This window comes from Agarivorans sp. Toyoura001, from assembly GCF_005405585.1.
In the GTDB taxonomy this organism is placed as follows: domain Bacteria; phylum Pseudomonadota; class Gammaproteobacteria; order Enterobacterales; family Celerinatantimonadaceae; genus Agarivorans.
The window spans coordinates 24,711-40,957 of sequence record NZ_BJEQ01000013.1; the positions used below are offsets into that span (position 1 = coordinate 24,711).

14 protein-coding genes are annotated in these 16,247 nt (G+C 44.8%); 5 read left to right on the forward strand and 9 right to left on the reverse strand.

What is annotated here, in order from left to right; genetic code table 11:
- Positions 1-30: 30 nt before the first annotated feature.
- Positions 31-2,298: a 5-methyltetrahydropteroyltriglutamate--homocysteine S-methyltransferase gene (gene metE / locus FFR00_RS14875; protein ID WP_137674211.1), complete on the reverse strand. Its 2,268-nt coding sequence runs from the start codon at positions 2,296-2,298 to the stop codon at positions 31-33.
- 271 nt (positions 2,299-2,569) lie between these two features.
- On the opposite strand from metE, the gene FFR00_RS14880 reads away from it, so the two are divergent.
- Both FFR00_RS14880 and FFR00_RS14885 read left to right on the forward strand, forming a co-directional pair.
- On the forward strand, positions 2,570-3,493 hold the full coding sequence (locus FFR00_RS14880; RefSeq protein WP_161985180.1) for a LysR substrate-binding domain-containing protein: 924 nt from the start codon (positions 2,570-2,572) through the stop codon (positions 3,491-3,493).
- A 106-nt stretch (positions 3,494-3,599) separates the two neighbouring features.
- Positions 3,600-4,616: a GGDEF domain-containing protein gene (locus tag FFR00_RS14885; protein ID WP_137674213.1), complete on the forward strand. Its 1,017-nt coding sequence runs from the start codon at positions 3,600-3,602 to the stop codon at positions 4,614-4,616.
- 162 nt (positions 4,617-4,778) lie between these two features.
- On the opposite strand, the gene FFR00_RS14890 is transcribed toward FFR00_RS14885, so the two are convergent.
- Positions 4,779-5,168, reverse strand: coding sequence for a hypothetical protein (locus tag FFR00_RS14890; protein WP_137674214.1), 390 nt, complete (start codon positions 5,166-5,168; stop codon positions 4,779-4,781).
- A gap of 206 nt (positions 5,169-5,374) precedes the next feature.
- On the opposite strand from FFR00_RS14890, the gene FFR00_RS14895 reads away from it, so the two are divergent.
- Positions 5,375-6,334, forward strand: a complete 960-nt coding sequence (locus FFR00_RS14895; protein WP_137674215.1) for an endonuclease/exonuclease/phosphatase family protein — start codon at positions 5,375-5,377, stop codon at positions 6,332-6,334.
- On the opposite strand, the gene rarD is transcribed toward FFR00_RS14895, so the two are convergent.
- The 5 genes from rarD to FFR00_RS14920 all read right to left on the reverse strand — a co-directional run bounded on the left by rarD (position 6,315) and on the right by FFR00_RS14920 (position 10,662).
- Positions 6,315-7,259 carry an EamA family transporter RarD gene (gene rarD / locus FFR00_RS14900; RefSeq protein WP_235836239.1) on the reverse strand — a complete coding sequence of 315 codons (945 nt, stop codon included), beginning with the start codon at positions 7,257-7,259 and terminating at the stop codon, positions 6,315-6,317. The two genes, FFR00_RS14895 and rarD, sit on opposite strands and share 20 nt — an antisense overlap.
- A 68-nt stretch (positions 7,260-7,327) precedes the next feature.
- Entirely contained in the window at positions 7,328-7,906 is a 579-nt protein-coding gene (locus FFR00_RS14905; RefSeq protein WP_137674216.1) for a hypothetical protein, read from the reverse strand.
- Positions 7,907-7,981: 75 nt separating this feature from the next.
- Entirely contained in the window at positions 7,982-8,629 is a 648-nt protein-coding gene (locus FFR00_RS14910; RefSeq protein ID WP_137674217.1) for an HAD family phosphatase, read from the reverse strand.
- 59 nt (positions 8,630-8,688) lie between these two features.
- Positions 8,689-10,053 carry a YjiH family protein gene (locus FFR00_RS14915; protein ID WP_235836240.1) on the reverse strand — a complete coding sequence of 455 codons (1,365 nt, stop codon included), beginning with the start codon at positions 10,051-10,053 and terminating at the stop codon, positions 8,689-8,691.
- A 255-nt stretch (positions 10,054-10,308) separates the two neighbouring features.
- Positions 10,309-10,662: a hypothetical protein gene (locus FFR00_RS14920; RefSeq protein ID WP_137674219.1), complete on the reverse strand. Its 354-nt coding sequence runs from the start codon at positions 10,660-10,662 to the stop codon at positions 10,309-10,311.
- A gap of 299 nt (positions 10,663-10,961) precedes the next feature.
- Here FFR00_RS14920 and FFR00_RS14925 point away from each other — a divergent pair, with 299 nt between their 5' ends.
- A complete protein-coding gene (locus FFR00_RS14925) occupies positions 10,962-11,342 on the forward strand; it encodes a PilZ domain-containing protein (protein ID WP_137674220.1) in 381 nt (126 codons plus the stop codon).
- Here FFR00_RS14925 and radA read toward each other — a convergent pair.
- Positions 11,339-12,700 carry a DNA repair protein RadA gene (gene radA, locus FFR00_RS14930; RefSeq protein WP_137674221.1) on the reverse strand — a complete coding sequence of 454 codons (1,362 nt, stop codon included), beginning with the start codon at positions 12,698-12,700 and terminating at the stop codon, positions 11,339-11,341. The two genes, FFR00_RS14925 and radA, sit on opposite strands and share 4 nt — an antisense overlap.
- 156 nt (positions 12,701-12,856) lie before the next feature.
- Between radA and FFR00_RS14935 the strand changes: the two genes are divergently transcribed.
- Positions 12,857-15,256: a PilZ domain-containing protein gene (locus FFR00_RS14935; RefSeq protein WP_137674222.1), complete on the forward strand. Its 2,400-nt coding sequence runs from the start codon at positions 12,857-12,859 to the stop codon at positions 15,254-15,256.
- Here the strand turns inward: FFR00_RS14935 and serB are convergent.
- Positions 15,245-16,243, reverse strand: a complete 999-nt coding sequence (gene serB, locus FFR00_RS14940; RefSeq protein WP_235836241.1) for a phosphoserine phosphatase SerB — start codon at positions 16,241-16,243, stop codon at positions 15,245-15,247. The genes FFR00_RS14935 and serB overlap by 12 nt on opposite strands.
- Between the last annotated feature and the right edge of the window lie 4 nt (positions 16,244-16,247).

The window sequence follows — 16,247 nt, forward strand, 5'->3', positions numbered from 1 at the left end:
TAAAGGGGCTATTGCTCTGCAACGCTAAAACTATACTAAGCTGGCGCGTAACTCTTTAGTCGCTAACACCATGTTTTTAAGGGCAGCTTCGGTTTCTTCCCAATTACGGGTTTTAAGGCCACAATCTGGATTTACCCATAAACGCTGATGAGGGATCCACTCGGCGGCTTTATCGATTAAGCCTTTTATATCAGCAATGCTTGGAATGTTTGGCGAGTGAATATCGTAAACGCCCGGACCAATTTCATTGGGGTACTCAAAGTGCTCAAAAGCCTGCAGCAAACTCATTGCCGAACGTGAGGTTTCAATGGTTAATACATCGGCATCTAGCGCTGCAACGGAGGGCATAATGTCGTTAAACTCGCTGTAACACATATGCGTATGGATCTGGGTTTCAGGTTGAGCACTAGCTGCAGACAATTTAAAGGCTGATACTGCCCAATCTAGATAGTGCTGCCATTCGCTGCGCTTAAGCGGCATACCTTCGCGAATAGCTGGCTCATCAATTTGAATAACCTGAATACCTGCTTGTTGCAGCTCAGCCACTTCATCATTCAAAGCCAAAGCTATTTGTTCGGCAATTTCTGCTCGGCTAATGTCTTCACGAGCAAAGCTCCAAGTAAGAATGGTTACCGGTCCTGTAAGCATGCCTTTTACTGGCTTCTTGGTGAGTGATTGTGCGTAGTTGGTCCACTCAAGCGTTAATGGTTTAGAGCGCTCGATATCATCAACAATGATTGCCGGTTTCACGCAGCGTGAACCGTAGCTTTGCACCCAGCCAAAACGGCTAGCGATAAAGCCATCTAATAACTCGGCAAAGTATTCCACCATGTCATTTCGCTCAGCTTCGCCATGTACTAATACATCTAGGCCTAGCTTCTCTTGGCGCTCAATAGCATCGGCAATGTGTTTTGCTAACGCGGCATCGTAATCCACTTGGCTTAACTCACCAGCTTTGTATTCACGACGTTGACGGCGAATTTCATTGGTTTGCGGAAACGAACCAATCGTAGTAGTTGGCAGTGGTGGCAATTGTAAGCTTTGTTGCTGAATAGCTTGGCGCTGAGTAAACGCTAACTTACGCTCGCGCTGTTCCGGCGCCAGCTGTTCTATACGCTGCTGTAGTTCTGTATTTTTCTGATTACTAAGCGATTGCAAAGCAGCGCTGTATTGGCGCGATAAACGTAAGGCATCAGCGTCGCCATTTAAGGCATCATCTAATATTTGTAGCTCTGTTAGTTTTTGCTCTGCAAAGGCTAAGCGGAATTTTGCATCGCCTAAATCTGTTTCACTTTCTAAATCAAGTGGGCTGTGCAGCAACGAACATGATGAAGCAAACCACAAACGTTCACCTAAGCGCACTTTCAGTGAACTATATTGCTCGATAAGCTGCGGTAAGTTAGCGCGCCATACATTGCGACCATTAACTACGCCAGCCGACAGCACCCAATGCTCTGGCAGCCAAGTGAGCACTTGCTCCAATTGCTCTGGTGCAGCACTTAAATCTAGGTGTAAACCGTCTACGGCCAACTGTTTAATTACTTCAGCGTTATAAAGCACATCGGCAAAGTAGCTGGTAAGAAGTAACTTACTAGAGCTTATGCGCGTGCTGTAGGCGTCTAGCAAGGCTGCTTGCCACTGCGGCTCTAGCTCCAAACCAAGCACTGGCTCATCAACTTGCACCCACTCAATGCCTAAATCAGCGATTTTTTGGAAAATCTCGCGATAAACGGTAAGCAATTGTGGAAGCAAAGAGATACGTTGAAAGCCGTCTTCTGCTGCATCATCATTTTTACCTAGGTATAAATACGATACAGGGCCAAGAATAACCGGTTTAACTTCGTGCCCTAAGGCTAGTGCTTCTTTAATTTCATCAAACAATTGTTGCCACTGTAAGCTAAATTCAGTCTTTTCAGAAAACTCAGGAACAATGTAGTGGTAGTTAGTGTTAAACCATTTACTCATGTCAGACGCAGCATGGTTACAACCACAACCTTGCTGGCCACGAGCCACTGCAAATGTGCTGTCTAAGGTAATCTCATCTGACTGATGACGCTTCGGCACATTGCCTAATAGCAGTGAAGTATTCAGCACTTGGTCGTACCAAGCAAAGTCACCTACCGTTACCCAAGCCTGACCACTGTCTTGCTGGGCTTGCCAATTTTGTTGGCGAATTGTTTTGCCTACTTCAAGTAGTTGCTGCTGCGATGACTCACCGCGCCAGTAACTTTCTAAGGCAAACTTTAGCTCTCGCTGCTTACCTATTCGCGGATAACCCAATACGTGTGTAATGCTCATTTCAATAATCCTTTTAGCCGTCTAGATGTATATAAATCCATAGTGACTAGTCGAACCAAGCAATACAATTGAAAAGCTATCAAGTGAAATTGAAGTTTATTCAACACCATCAATCTCATACCCAAATTAGCAAGGCTTGAAAGCGAACAACTTATTTGCAAAATTGAATATTATTCATGATTAACTAAGTAACTAAGCCTCACGCTATACAAGCTGAGTAGCCATGCTTAAGCTGGCAACTTAGTGTTAAGAAATGGAGGGCAAGGCACACATGTTAGAGTTAAAACACTTACGCAGTATTAAAGCTATCGCCAATAGTTCTTCACTAAAAGCAGCGGCCGCTAAGCTGTTTATTACTGATTCTGCGTTATCTCATCAGCTAAAAGATATTGAGCAGCGCATTGGAGCCAGCTTAGTCGTAAGAAAACAGCAACCTTTGGCGCTTACCGAGCAAGGCTGCCAATTGTTATCCCTTGCCACACAAGTATTGCCGCTAATAGAAAAAGCGGAGCAAACACTCTTACACTCTCATCAGCAACAGAGTCGATTGAACATTAGTGTCGATTGTCACGCTTGCTTTCAGTGGTTACTGCCTAGCTTGCAGCAATTTCAACACACCTGGCCACAGGTTAGCAGTAGCTTTTGCCAAGATAAGGACTACAACGGGTTGCCGCTGTTGCAAAGTGGTGAAGCAGATTTACTCCTCACCTCCAATGTGAAAGTAGATCAGCAGATTCATTATCAGGCATTATTTGAATATGAAATGGTATTAATTTGCCCTCCGCAGCATCGTTTAAGTCAGCACCAAAGCATTCAAGCTGCAGACTTAGTCGGTGAAACGGTTATTAGCTACCCAGTAGCGCTGCAACGATTAGACCTGCACCAACACATACTCGCGCCCGCCAACATTGAACCAAAGCAATGGAAGCATGCCGACAACCCCGCCATGCTGCTACAAATGGTTGCAGCAGGAATGGGTGTGGCAGCCATGCCTTATTGGGCTGTGGAGCATTATGCGGCCCAGCAATTCATTAGCCTACGATCGTTTAAACAAGCACTATGGCGACCTATGTACGCTGCATACTCCACTAACCTGCGAACCAGCACTCCCTTACAAGCGTTTATTTCTCTCATTCTAGAGCAAGCCTTTAGCCAACTAAAAGGCACCAGAACCCTGCGCGCTAAACCGCAATAATCCTCACTAATTATTTGACGAAACGCACAAAAAGAGTTTACTTTTAATAACATAAGTTAAGTTGTTCCCTTCTCATCAATTTGCAGTTTGGCAAAGGTTTCGCACTATGGTGTCTGACTGGTCTCCAGCAGAATTTACAGAAAGAAAAATGAGCCTTGTTATGCACTTGGCCGGTTTAATTCCTTGTATTTATTTCTCTTACGTTCACCTTTTTGGTGGCGTTTTTTGGTATGGCTTAGTGGTTCTTCCCTGCACATTTGCCATTTTGGTTTCATTATTTTTATTATTCACTCAACCAGACTCACAGAGTTACAAAATAGCCGATGTGTGGTTTTTGCTGCTAGCAATTCCGCCAGTGTTATTAGCACTAACCCGCCATGATATGCATGGTGAATTTTTTGTCCCGCCGTTAATTCTTGCTTGTTTTATTCACCTACCGTTAAAGGTGGCGGAACGCTTAGTGTTAGCAGTGAGTATTGTGGCGGTTGTACTTGGGGTTAACCATCTGGGTATTCATCAAGGTATACGTTTTGGCATCGGGATCCTTGCTACCCACATATTCGCTTGGGGCTTAGCAAGGGTGTTGGTTAAACAACATAACGAGCTAAAAGATCTCGCCTTTAAAGATTCGCTCACTCGCTGTTACAACCGCAGAGCCCTATTCGATGAACTATTAAAGGCAAAACAGCAAGATAAGCGCAGCGGCATTAAAGCAGCGATTGTGTTATTAGATTTAGACCACTTTAAACAAGTGAACGATCAACTAGGGCACAATGTAGGGGATCAAGTACTGGTGTGGTTTGCTCATTTTCTGCAGCAGAATACTCGAGTCAACGACCGAGTATTTCGTTATGGAGGGGAAGAGTTCTTAATTCTTTTTCACGATGCTGACTTTGACATGGCTTACAAAACCAGCGAGAAGCTGGTGAGTACCATCGCCAAGATAATAGCGCCAGAGCAATTAAGCGTTAGCTTTAGTGCCGGAATTTCGGTGATTAAAGATGGTGAAAGTATCGACGATTGGATTCAACGTGCAGATATGGCCTTGTATCAAGCTAAACAAGCTGGCCGTAATCAAACCTGGCCGAGTCAGTTTTCCTCTGCTGAAGTCACCATTGAGTGAAAGTGGGTAATTAGGGATTAAGTACCAAGGCAAGCGATATAAATATTTGAGCGGAGAATAGAGCGCCAATGCTTGTTCTATTCACCAGTATTTTTGAGCATACTAAGAAATGAGTAAAGCGGTAAACCGAGTTGAATATACCGCTCGGTTTAGGTGGTAGGGTTAAGAAGTACTAACACACTTGGTTTGTTGTACGGCTAGGCTCTCTTGTTCAGTACGCCACAACCGGTGGCCACACTCTAAACAAACACATTCTCGACGGTAATCCATTAAGCTTTCTAAGCCGTACTCCCAAGTTTGGTTGCTATTACAATGAATACAACGAATAGTGGCTTCGCTCTCCACCTTTTCAGGGTAGCGCTGTTGGTAATCTTTTAGTGTTGGCAAGCGTAGCCATGTGCGCTCGTTGTTATCACGCCGACTAAAAAACAACACCACCGCACCAAACAAAATCAACAACAGTTGAAGCAAAACACCCACCTTGGTTTTTTTTAAGCTTAAGTTCTTAATATCGAACTCTATTTCCGCTACAGATCCTTGCTTAGATACCATTTTAAATCAACCTGGTTTTTAACAAATATGCCAATAACAGCAAAAAGGCTCTTCACTAACTGTTACATATTGTTTACGTTTTAGTGGTTAATAATACTAATCGAGTTTTATTACGCTTAAACGACGTGTTTTTGCTATATTTTGACTTTCCTCGTGCAACAATAATTACAGCATCTCGTACGACTAAGGACAGTCTCTGTAAACCCATGAATAAACTGCTAAAAGCATCATCCGTTATACTTTCTCTTATCAGTTTGCTGTTAGCAGCACTGATCCTCATTTTGGAATATTTACCCGATACCACTTGGGGTATCTCGCTCAGTTATTTAATGTTATTTTCACCCCGCTGGTGGGCGATTTTAGTGTTGTTAAGTCCAGTCGTGTTCTTAAGCATAATGACCAAGTGGCAATATTTGTCTTGGGCACTTTGCGCGGTAATTTTTGTTCAGTTTCAAGATGTTCAGCTCGCACTGCCTAATCAAAGTGCTGGCGAATTTACCGTGTTGTCCTTAAACAACGGTAATGGGGCCAGTTCAGAACAGATTCGAACCTTGGTGGCTCAGCTGCAACCAGATGTTGTGTTTATGCAGGAGTCAAAACCGGAACGTGTTGGGCAAATCTTTGATGACAGCTGGTTTAGCCATTGTGATCACCTGTGTACAGTGAGTAGAACCCCAATTGAGCATCAGGGGAGTTTGTCACGGGAGACCTTTGGCGGTTGGGGAAAATTTGCGGTGTTTTACCAAACTCAAATTGGCGATACCACACTGCAACTTGCCAACATCCACATGGATACCCCACGCCCTACTATTAATGCCTTGATACACCGGAGTGTCGCCGCTGAAGAATTTGCCAATCTGCACTTTGCCCGCAACATGCAAGCTTCATTGTTGGCATCATGGGCCAAGCAACAGGCTAACTTTATCGCCGCTGGTGATTTCAATATGACCACCTATGAAAATATCTATCAGCGCCATTTAGCAGAGTTAAATAATGCGATTGATATTGCCGGTAGCGGCGTAAATTACACCAAATATACTTCATGGCATGGCGCAAGAATCGACCACCTACTGGCCTCGAAACATTTTGAAGTAACCCGAGCAATGGTATTGGAGTCGATGGGCGGAGATCACCGCCCTATTACGGTTAGTTTAAACTTACGCTAGCTTTACGTTTAAATCCTCTTCTACTGCCATCAATTGCCAATAACAGTAAGGCCAGCACTATCAATATATAGGTTGGCCATTGCTCGGCAGATAAACGCTCTCCCAATAGCCAGCCTACACTAAACACCAAAACTGGCTCTAAATAGCCCATTAAGCCAAACAAGCTAAGCGGTAAGTGGTTAGATGCCAATAAAAACAACAGCATAGGCACTGTACCAGCAATACCTAAACCAAAATAATAGAGCCAAGGGGAGTGATTATAAAAGCTGACTATTTGGCTTTGTTCAACGCTTACACCGTCATTGAGCAATAGATACACAATCGCCAGTGGCAACAACAATAAGTTGTCTACGGTGAATGCGATATGGCTTGGCAGCGGATACTTACGTCGCAACATAAAATATAAGGGGTATCCAAAGGCTACCAGCAACACCACCCATGATAAGCCATCAGCCATTAGGTAAGCATAAGCAACCCCCAATCCTGCTACACATACGGCCACCCACTGAACGCGACTGAGTCGCTCTTGGTAAACAAATCGTCCTACCAACACCAATACCAACGGCAAAGAAAAGTAGCCCAATGCAACTGGCAATGTTTGCCCGTTGGCTGGTGCCCAAATAAATAGCCAGAATTGCAAACCCACTAATATTGAGGCGACCATCAATCGTGGCCAAGCTTTAACATTAACCAATTGGCTTACGATCAGAGGAAGTTGCTTCATTAGGCCTAAGCCAATCAGCATCAATAAACAACTCCATACAATACGTTGCGCAGCTAACCAGTTACCGCTATTTGGCTCTAGGGGAAATTGATGGATATACCAAGGTAAAAAAGCAAACATGCAGGAGGCGGCTACCGAGCTTAGCAGGCCCACATAGAGCTGAGAATTTTGTGAGGAAGGTAAGGCCAATTTACTGCTCAATCATTCGGCTAAAGAACTGATTAAGCAGTAAATAATGACTCGCCGCAAGTATTTTGACTAATTTTTAACTAGTGCAATACTGGGCTAGGAATTGGTGCAGCAGTCAGTTGGCTAAGCTGAGCCGAAGCCGCCATTGCTTGCCATTGCTGCTGCATTTTTTGATATGGGCTAATGCCAGTTTGGCGCTGGGCGTAATCGTTTAAAATGACTCCCCAACGAAACTCTTCCATTTGTTGGTTAGGCACCTTGGTTTCTCGTTTAGCCATGGCCAGTACTAAAGCCTTAACCTTCTCTAATTGCGGCGCTACCGGGTGATTTACCCCGTCGGTTACCAACACATTCTGAAAGTCAGCCAACATATTTTGTTTTAAGGCGTCCACTTCTTCGTCTTGTAAATCAGCAACGGCGATAGCTTCGGTTAATACTCGTAACTGCCATACGCGAGAAAAGTTTTGGTAATCATCTTGGTGTAAATCAAAAAACAACATCACGTAACCGCTGGCGCGCTCTAACACTGCTAAACATTCATGCGAGCCAACTGCAAAAGAATGCGCACTCCAGCTATGGCGAACGGAGGCATTTTCTAGGGAAGGTAACTCTCGTGGCAAGCTTGCTTGCACATTGTTACTAATTTGAATTTCTATCATAAGTTGCTCATCACTGATCCTAATAATCACTAATGAGCAAAAACAATGCCAGCACTTGGCGTCAAAAAAACGCTGCTAACGTAATTCGCTTAATACTTCATGCAAAGAAGGTCGAATTTGATGACCTAACTGTTTAAGCTGCTCGCTAGGTGGTATCAGGTCTGGAATTTGATAAACCCGCATACCCGCTGCTACAGCCGCTCTTACACCATTGTCTGAATCTTCAAAGGCTAAACAATCTTCGGCTTGAATATTTAAGGCATTGGCCGCCGTTAAAAATATCTCAGGGTGGGGTTTGCTATAAGTCACTTCGCAGCCTGAAGAAATGCTGTCAAAGAAGTCGATTAAGCCTGCGTTTGCTAATTTAGTTTCGGCAGCGTGGCGATTCGATGAGGTAGCTACAGCCAAGGGAATCGACTGTGAGCGCAACCACTTAAGTAGCGCAACAGCGCCGACTTTAACCGGTACCGGTTTATGTAAAATAACCGCATGGTATTTTTCCAACCAGCAAGCGCGCAACTCATCGTAAGCTAAATGTTCACCATAACCAGCACAGATGATCTGTTTTATCTTCTCAGCATTAGAACCAATAATGCCAAGGTAAACTTGCTCTTTAAACTCTAAACCCAAGTCACCACAGGCCGCAGCAAAGGTATCATAAGCAAGACGCTCACTGTCGAGTAACAAACCGTCCATATCAAATACCGCAGCACGATAAGTCATTACAATCTCCACTAAGCTAGGTAAAAACTGCTCGCCAGTAGCCTAGCGAGCAAACGGGTTTAAAAGAACAAATGCGCCATTAAGCTGATAATGGGTAACGTCACCAGCGTACGGATTAAGAAAATAGCGAACAATTGCCATAATTTAACCGGTAATTGGCTGCCCATAATAAGCGCACCCACTTCAGATAAGTAAATTAACTGAGTGACCGACACTGCTGCGATAACAAAGCGAGTGATATCGGCTTCAATAGAAGCCGCTAGAATGGATGGGATGAACATATCAGCAAACCCCACCACTAGCGTCTCAGAAGCACGCGCAGCTTCAGGCAATTGCAGCAGTTCTAATAGCGGAATAAAGGGCTTACCCAAATAGCTAAAGATAGGCGTGTACTCAGCCACAACTAAAGCTACTGTACCCACCGCCATAATGACTGGCAGCACACCAAGCACCATATCTAGTACGTTGTGCATGCCTTGTTTAACCAGTTGCTTCGGATGGCTAGCGCGACCAGCTTGGGTTAAAGCTTGCTGCCAACCCCAAGTAAAACTGTTGTAGCCACTGGGGATCATTTCATCATCTTGCTGGCGTTTACTGCCATCAATAAACTGATCTTTAAAACCAGACAAAGGCGGTAAGCGTGGAACAATCACTGCGGCAGCAAGACCCGCAACACAAACCGTTAGGTAAAATGGGGCAAACATATGCTCAAGGTTTACCTGTGCCAATACCACCAAGCTAAAGGTAATAGACACTGCAGAGAATGTAGTCGCAATCACTACTCCTTCGCGTTGAGTGTAGTGTTTTTCTTCATACTGTTTATTGGTCAACAGTATTCCCACACTACCGTCACCCAGCCAAGATGCCATTGAATCAACGGCACTGCGCCCTGGCAAACCAAATACCGGGCGCATCACTTTAGTGAGCAAAGTGCCAATGAATTCAAGTAAACCAAAGTTAAGTAATAGTGGCAGCAATAAGCCAGCAAAAATAAACACGCTTAATAACGTTGGCAGCAAGTCACCTAAAATTAGACCGCCGGTGTCACCAGACCACAGGGCTTCAGGGCCTATTTTAAAAGCACACACTAACACCAATAGCCAACCGAGCATTCTTACTGAGTACCAAGCCTTTGACACTTGAAACAAAGAGGTTAGCAAGGCATTTTTACCTAGAAAAGCGGGTTTAGCCAGTAAAGTATAGGTCGACATTACAGCGCTAATGCTAATCAAACCCACCAATACCCATAGCGCGCTGTCACCCAAAACCGCCACTAACGCTTTGGCTAAAATAGCCACCGGTATGGTGTAAGAACCGTCGTAAGGCAGCGGTAGCATAAATAGGAAGATACCTAGCAGCGAAGGTATAACAAATTTCCAGGCTGCTACATTTTTTTGGGGGCTAGTTGAGCTAGCTGTTGGCATAGGTGCCGTCTCCGCTTCACGCATACAAAATCACTCGAATATGTAAATCTAGTAGTTGTATTCACTAAAGGTGAATAAATTTTCGCGAAAGAATACAAGCAACAAGCCAATCAATCAAGATTTATGAACTACTAAAAGCCAAATAAGCAACATCTTGAACCATAAATTGCAAATTATGCGACACAGTTTCACCACTAGGCGCGAGATTTAACTCACTTTAGCCCTAGTGTTACAGCGAGCAGATTGGAGGTTGGTTTAAAAATCTTCACCACGAAAGCTAAACTCTGCTAGCTGAGCCGAACCTAAAGTGTGTTTAATCACCAGCTTTTTACCGCTAGAGTTATAAGCGAAACCTACACTGGGACTTTGCTGCCACACACTATCTGCAGATCGCCGCCACAGCACATTGTCGGCTTGCAGTTCACAATAAAAGCTGTGCGTGTTGCCACCTTGGCTCAAACGAAGTTGCATAGTGTCACCGTTACGCCGGTACTGGCGAACCAAGTGAGGCTCAACGCCTTGCAAACTAGCGATTGCAGCTTGGCATACTTGTTCGGGTTTAAAACCTCCCAAGTTGGGTTTGGCCGCAATCAAAAAACTTGCTGCCATTAGCAACAGGGCTGTTTTAATCCATGGCCTCATCTCATTAACACTCGTTTTATCAACTCCATTCATTTAGACACATATTGCGAGCGCCCAATTAGGCGAATCAATACTCTGCTATCGACGTTTATTATTCGTTAGCAGCGTTTCACAATAAGCCCTTAAAAAGCAGCGCTTTATTGTTGTCTTGCGGGCTCAATAATCAGTTAACTTAAGTTTACGTTAAATAGCGATGGCTTAGCTGCAACTTTGCCGTAATTAAGCTAGGCTTAAGCTTAGATTATAAGAGAAATAGGAAACCCAGTATGCACGAGCGCCGCCAATTTTTGCGAGTTCTATTTGATCGCCCCGCTTACTTGAATCATGGGGAGCAATCTTGGTCATGCCAACTGTTGGATTTATCGTTGCAAGGAGCATTAGTCACCTTGCCTAATGACTGGGATAGCACCCTTACTCAACTCACCTTAAGCTTTAGTTTAAGTGATGTAGCAATCGATGAGCTAAGTATTACTATGGATGTTGAAGTAAAACACGAACGTAACCAGCAACTTGGTTTGCGCTGTGTTCACATTGACATTGAAAGTGCCAGCCACCTCAAGCGCCTAATCGAATTAAATTTAGGTGACGACGATTTACTGCATCGCGAGTTAGAGCACTTGATTGATCAAAAGCAGCAACAAGACTAAACCGCTTCTAGCGCCTCTGCGAGTTTACTTACCGCTATCACTTCTAAACCTGCAATCGGCTGTTTTGGCCGATTGCCTAAAGGCACAATCGCTCGTTTAAAACCATGTTTAGATGCTTCGTTTAAACGCTCTTGCCCATTACTCACCGGGCGAATCTCTCCCGATAATCCTACTTCACCAAATACCACTAAATCTTGCGGTAATACTTGATTTCTAAAGCTCGATACCATAGCAACCAATAGCGCTAAATCAGCCCCTGTTTCAGCTACTCGTACTCCGCCTACAACATTGGTGAATACATCTTGATCAGACATTTGTACGCCAGCATGGCGATGCATAACCGCTAACAACATGGCTAACCGGTTTTGTTCTAAACCTACTGCAACTCGGCGTGGATTGGCCATTTGGCTGTAATCGACCAAGGCTTGAATTTCTACTAACAAAGGGCGTGTGCCTTCCCACACCACCATTACCACCGAGCCAGGAGCGGCTTCTTGGCCACGCGATAAGAATATCGCCGATGGGTTAGACACTTCACGCATGCCTTGCTCTGTCATGGCAAATACGCCGAGCTCGTTAATTGCGCCAAAGCGGTTTTTGTTGCCACGTAAGGTGCGAAAACGGCCGTCGGCATCCCCTTCCAGCATAATCGAGCAATCAATACAGTGCTCTAATACTTTAGGGCCTGCCAACGATCCGTCTTTAGTTACGTGCCCCACCATAAACATGGCAATATTGTGCTGCTTGGCAAAGCGCGTTAACCAAGCGGCACTTTCGCGAACTTGACTTACACCACCCGGTGCCGACTGAATATCAGCCATGTGCATCACCTGGATAGAGTCAATCACCATCATCTTTGGCTTAACTTCCAAAGCAACTTGGCCAATTTGCTCAACACTGGTTTCGGCTAACAGTTTTAGTTTGTCTTTAGGCAGGCCTAAACGCTGAGCACGCAAGGCAATTTGCTGCAAAGATTCTTCACCCGTAACATACAAGGTATCCATGGTTTGCGCTAAGCCACACATGGTTTGCAGCAACAAGGTACTTTTACCCGCGCCAGGGCTTCCGCCAATTAAAATAGCGCTGCCCGGCACTACACCGCCACCCAGCACGCGATCAAACTCAGTAAAACCGGTAGAAAATCGCGGCAGTTCGGCTAAATCGATACTCTCAAGCGTTTGCACCTTACCAGTGGCGTTGCCAGCGTAGCCGGTAAAACGGTCATTACGCGCTGGCGCGGCACTTAAACGTACTTCGCTAATGGTATTCCAGGCTTTACACTCTCCACATTGCCCCTGCCAACGAGGGAAATCGGCTCCACAATCGTTACACACATAGGCCGTTTTCACTTTTGCCATTTTCACTCCGGGCGGTCACATAATGCTAAAATACTGTTAATAATGCTTGCCTTAGCCGAGTCACAAGGCACAATCTTTGCTTATTATCTAAGATTGTAAAGACTGAGACAGAGTTTTGACAGCAAAACAACCGTTTAAGGAATAATACCCAGCAATATGGCGGACACCAAGCACTACGCAATAATTGAACGTTTATTACCACTAATGGGAAGCAGTGACTTTAACCAAGTATTTAGTCGCGCCACCCAAGAGCTGTCTAATAATGAACGCTTCTTATTAAAAATGGAAATGAACCGCTTATCGGCTCCTTGCCAACGCTTGGTTGATCTTAGAACTAAAGTAGATGGCGAATGTGAAGAGTTTCACTATCAAGGTAAAACACACTATCTAGACGACATTGCCATTAAAGTCTTTAAACAGCAGCTCAAACTCTATAACAACCAGTACACCTTAGGCATATTTGAAAAACTGCAAACTACCGAGAATAACTTCAAGGTAATGCAGAAGAACAATATCAGCCCACAAGAAGCGGCCGCCCGTCGCCCCAAAAATATCGTCGCTCGCGCAGTACGTTTAGGCCATTACATCGGGCGCAGTGAAGAGCGCATGCACCTTACCGCGCCATTAAAAATGGCAGGCGTAAACGGCGTATTGTTTGATGCTCGTACTTCAAACATGTCAGTTTCGGGACTTAGAGCTAAGGTCGACTCGCAGCGAGAGTTTGTCGTTGGCGAGCATTACTTCATTTACTTTAGCGGCTTAGAAAAAGAATTTGTTAATCGCGTGCTGAGCGCTGGCACGGAATACCAAGTAGTAGGCATCGACCGTAAAGGTAGCCAGCAATGGGTACGCTTAATTGTGGTCGATCCAGGGGAGGAGTTTAATAACTTCTTCAAAAACTTTTTACGCTCTTATCGTGGGCGCTATAAAGTAGATGTAGATAACATCACTGCAGCGGTTATCACTAAAGGTTATGAGCAATATTTAATGCCGCGCTTAAGCAGTGTGCCGTTGTATTTTTCTGGTGAAACACCCGCGCAACTCAACTATGTGTTAGCCACACAAAATAATTTAGAACTGCTGTCTTATTGGCGAGATGAAACCAATAACAGCCATTTGTCGCAGTTGTTTCACCCGCCAAGAATGATGCGTTATCAGCAGCAGGGCCAAGGGGAAAGCTTAATTTATTGCTTTACTCACACTGCCAACAACAAGTTATTTTTCTATTCTGCCTCTAGTGAGGAACTGGCCGAGCACCCAGAACTTCGAGAATTATATTTTGCTTTTGGCTGTCGCAAACCCAGCTGGAAAGTATTCAAGTTTCAGTATCACCCGGCTCAGGCCAGCGATGCCGAGGTAAGCTCCCCTCTTCCTAAAAAGGACTCGCAAATTGAGCGTGAGCGTGTAGCTAAAGCCTTAGGAAACCTAAGCATGGTAGGTTTGTTAAGCGACGTTACCAACTTACATATTGAGCAAAGCTACCAATTAGCCTACCCGCTTGACGGCAACCCCAATAAACTTGCGCTGTTTAATCAAAGCAAACAGCCCAGCAAGCACTTTGAGCAGGTAAACTATAAGTATCTGCAGCTACGCAAAGAGAATCGCTACAAATACCGCTCATTAGTAGAGGTTGAACATCATGGTGATAATGAATCAGGTTGGATTAGCGATTTTTCAATCAGCGGAATGAAGATTGAAGTCGAGACACCGCTGGATTATACCGTTGGCGATACCGTACACATTGCCCTGCCGCAGTTTCAAAAACTGGTGAAAAGCTTTGAGCTTAAGCACTTGGCTTACGAAGTAACGAATTGCAATAACAGCCACACCATATACAACTTGAAAGTGATTGAAGTGAAGGGACACTCGCACCAAGGTGTAAGTTTTTTCAAACAGCTCATCGATAACAACTTAGACAAACTGCCAATGCTGCCAGAAGGCAAAACCATCGCCGGTTTGTCTGACGCGCTACGCCAAATAGTATGCGCACCACTATTTTGCCGAGCGATGTTTATTCACAAAGTACCGGGCGCACTTGATGTAGGTTGCGTGACTTACGGCTCTATTCCACAGGCCAGTGATAATTGGTTGAATATTGATAGCAGTTCGCATCAGGCAGATTTAACCAAGTTCCTTGCCAGCGAAAACTTAGCATCTTTCCTCGCCACCCAATTACGTAGCCATACGCCCAGTGACAACCCTGAGCGTATTGAAGTGATCACGGTGAGTACTAAAGACAACAGCAAGCTGTTGTCGGTACGTTGTAGCGACAATTTTACTTCGGTAGCGCAGTTACGAGAGTTTGTTAACTTGAGTTTAAGTCGAGGCCAAGTCAATGCTTTTTGTTTACAATTGTCTCGAGTAGGTCGCCCAGATACAGAGTATATTCAACGCGAACTAGACTACATTAGCCATTACGCAATTCATCGCGCTAAACAACTAGAAGATGAGCTATGGAGTGTGGCGGGAGTGATTGAAGTGACCGATGTCACCGAAGAACTGATGCAGCGCTTTAACTTAAGCGCTGCACCTCAACAGCTCAAACTAAGCAGCTAACATTTTAGCGGCGCGTAAAATACATACTGCGCCGTCTAAATCACTGTGTTTAATGGTAAGTTGTGCTTGTTGCTGTACCAAAGGTTTAGCATGAATCGCAACTCCAAAATCAGCCGCTGCCAACATCTTAAGGTCATTAGCTCCGTCACCAATCGCCATTGTTTGCTGAGCGGCATACTGCTGCTTAAGTTGTAATAGAATATCAGCCTTGGCTTGGGCATCCACCACCGGGCCTAATACCTCGCCAGTCAGCGTGTCATTTTCTATTTCTAGTACATTGGCTTGTACATGATCAAAACCTAAATCTTGCTGTAAGCGCTCGGCAAAATAGGTGAAGCCACCTGAGGCTATCGCCACCTTCCAGCCAGCATCATGAATTGTCTCTATCAAACATTTTAAGCCCGGCATTAATGGCATGTTATCGGCAACTTGCTTGAGAATACTTTGAGGCGCATCTTTCAGCAGTGCTACGCGGCTACGTAAGCTTTGCTCAAAGTCTAACTCTCCGCGCATAGCGGCGGCAGTAACCGCGCTCACTTGCTCGCCGATGTTGGCTAACACAGCTATTTCATCAATACACTCAATTTGAATGGTGGTGGAATCCATGTCCATCAACACCACACCTGGCTGACTAAGATCTGGCAGACTATCTAGCACAGCCAAATCAAAGTTAAACTCAATACCCGCGAGTTTTTCTTTACACCACTGAGTATCAGCTTCACTTTGCAACAATACGCAAATATTTCCCGCTTCCGGCATTACGCCGCAGAAGTTTAACGCGGTAGAATCGTCGACCAGTGGACGCAAAACGGCGAAGTCTGGAATCAACAATTCTTTTGCCCATACCAAAATATACGCACCAGTCAGAGCACCACTGGTTTCTAAGAGCCCTTCATCAGGACATACCCGATATGGAAATTGCTTTAGGGCCAAAGACCACTGACTTAATGACTGCGGTAAGCTTTCAAGACTATGTGGTGATTGCAAAACG